This window comes from Kitasatospora sp. NPDC097691 (assembly GCF_040302665.1).
Lineage (GTDB): Bacteria > Actinomycetota > Actinomycetes > Streptomycetales > Streptomycetaceae > Kitasatospora.
On sequence record NZ_JBEORY010000127.1, the window covers coordinates 1 to 1,989 of the forward strand.

Consider the following 1,989-nt stretch of genomic DNA (forward strand, 5'->3'; position numbering starts at 1 on the left):
GAAATGGCAATTCGGGTGCGAGCGGATCGCTTATCGTCGGCGTCAACGCAGGCGATCCCATGCTCGGCATGGAAACGACCTGCCCAAGGAGGACCGCCCCCTGATGCATGAGCAGCCCGTTTCAGCCTTAGCGTACAGCCTGCAACCCCGACGGACGTCGCAGTCGAGACCACGCTGCCTTTGCAAGGTCGCTGCCCTGCTCGTTGCGATGAGCGCCATGGCAGTGCCGGCGAAAGCGCAGCCGCCGGCGACAACGCTCGCGGTCCTTCCGATCAAGCTGCTCGACACCTCGGCAGAGCCAAAGGATCAGACGGCCGAGCATCACCTCCGCTTGCAGACGATGGCGGTCGAACTAACGTCCGACCTCGGTTCGCTGGGACGGTACCGCACAGTGCCGGTGCTAGCCGAGGACGTGCAGCGTACCTGCACGAAGGAAACCACCACCTGCCTGCTATCGACGGCGCGAGCGCAAGGAGCCGAGCTTGTCTTCGTTGGCGTCGTTCACAAGAGCAGCACTCTGATCATGCAGATGTGGGCTCGGATCGTCGATGCCCGGACGGACGGGGTCCTCTTTTCGACTGAGCTCAATTTTCGTGGCGACAACGACGAGGCTTGGCATCGCGCGGAAGCGTTCCTGATTGACCAAATCAGGGAGGCTGCACCCCAGGTGCAGCGGTAACCGCGAAGCAATGTCGGCGTCGCCAAGATCGCAAATGGCACATGGCGCCCGGATGCGGAACCTCAGCTTCTAAGGAGCACAAAGGCGGGCTTTAAAGACCAGGGTGGGTCGAGACCTGTCGGTCTATTCTACGACCGGGTCGGGTGGTTTTGCGACATCCTGAACGTCTCCGACACGCACTATTGGGCCTCCATCGCCCCTGGCAACATCAACGGTGGCACGGGCGCAGACACCGCCTATCTCGGGACTCCGCGCACGTTCCAGCTCAGCAAGGAAGTGGACCTGTAGGGCTTCCAAGAACGAACCGTACCGTCGGTTCGCAAGAGCCGCACCATCTGGCGCATCCGTCACAACCCAGCAGTTCGTTCCTGCTGTTCGAGGACGTGTACGAAGCTGGCGAGGCTCGCGCTGCGGACCGGACGGAACGGCTTGGTCAGCGCTTCGCAGTGCCGCTTCAGGAGCAGGCTCGCCTCATGGCTGATGCAGCTCACTGGGAACACCGCGCAATCGGCCTGACCCACGAGGCCAGGCAGCAGAGCGAGATTGTCGTCGATGCCGCCGTCGTGGCTCAGGAGGCGGCCGCCTCGTTGATCGATGAAACGGCGTAGGTTCCTCACCTGACGCGGGCGACCGCCGACGTAGAGGAAGATCCGTCCCTCGATCCGTCCGTGTGCCGGATCAACGCCCTCATCGTGGTCCGCCCCCTCCAGTGCCGCTTCGAGCGAAGCTAGCTCGGCCTCCGCAGCCGTCCGTCGTGCGATCTCGGCGGCGAGATCAACGCTGAGGCGCTTGGTGGCGTGACTGAGCACGGCGAGGCGTTCCTCCAGGGCTTCGGCATGAGCCGCTTCCCGTGCCAAGCGGGCTTCCACCTCGAGGATCTGGGTGGCGAACTGACCGGCCCCAATGTTGCCCTCGACAACGAGGATGCGCTGCCCCGTTCCGAGAGGCGTCACGCCCCCGTCGGGCCCGCGGACACGGGCCGGGACCGCCTCTTGCTCACCTTCCGGAGGGTAGAGTGTAAAAGTTGTGCCTTCCCCGACCGTGCTGGCCACGCGGATGTCGCCGCCCGATTGCCTTGCAAAGCCGAACACCTGCGACAGGCCGAGTCCCGTGCCCTTGCCGACCTCCTTGGTGGTGAAGAACGGCTCGAGGAACCGGCCGAGCAGGTCCGGGAGGATGCCTGAACCCGTGTCGGCGAGGGAGACCGCGGCGAGGGCCTTCGTCGACCGGCCCACCCCGATCACCGCCGCCTCGGTGCGCCAGCAGCCGTCCGGCATGCGGTACGGGCGCTACCTGCCGTTCGGCACCGT

2 protein-coding genes are annotated in these 1,989 nt (G+C 64.9%); one reads left to right on the plus strand and one right to left on the minus strand.

Annotated features, from left to right (window positions below; genetic code table 11):
* Positions 1-208: 208 nt before the first annotated feature.
* Positions 209-679, plus strand: a complete 471-nt coding sequence (locus ABTY56_RS38595; RefSeq protein WP_350634367.1) for a DUF2380 domain-containing protein — start codon at positions 209-211, stop codon at positions 677-679.
* A gap of 347 nt (positions 680-1,026) precedes the next feature.
* Here the strand turns inward: ABTY56_RS38595 and ABTY56_RS38600 are convergent, their stop codons facing one another.
* Entirely contained in the window at positions 1,027-1,956 is a 930-nt protein-coding gene (locus tag ABTY56_RS38600; protein WP_350634368.1) for a DUF2325 domain-containing protein, read from the minus strand.
* Between the last annotated feature and the right edge of the window lie 33 nt (positions 1,957-1,989).

What these genes read in the sequence shown, in the direction of transcription:
- ABTY56_RS38595 (WP_350634367.1), top strand. Translation starts at nt 209, where the DNA reads ATGAGCGCCATGGCAGTGCCGGCGAAAGCGCAGCCGCCGGCGACAACG.
- ABTY56_RS38600 (WP_350634368.1), bottom strand. Translation starts at nt 1,956, where the DNA reads ATGCCGGACGGCTGCTGGCGCACCGAGGCGGCGGTGATCGGGGTGGGC.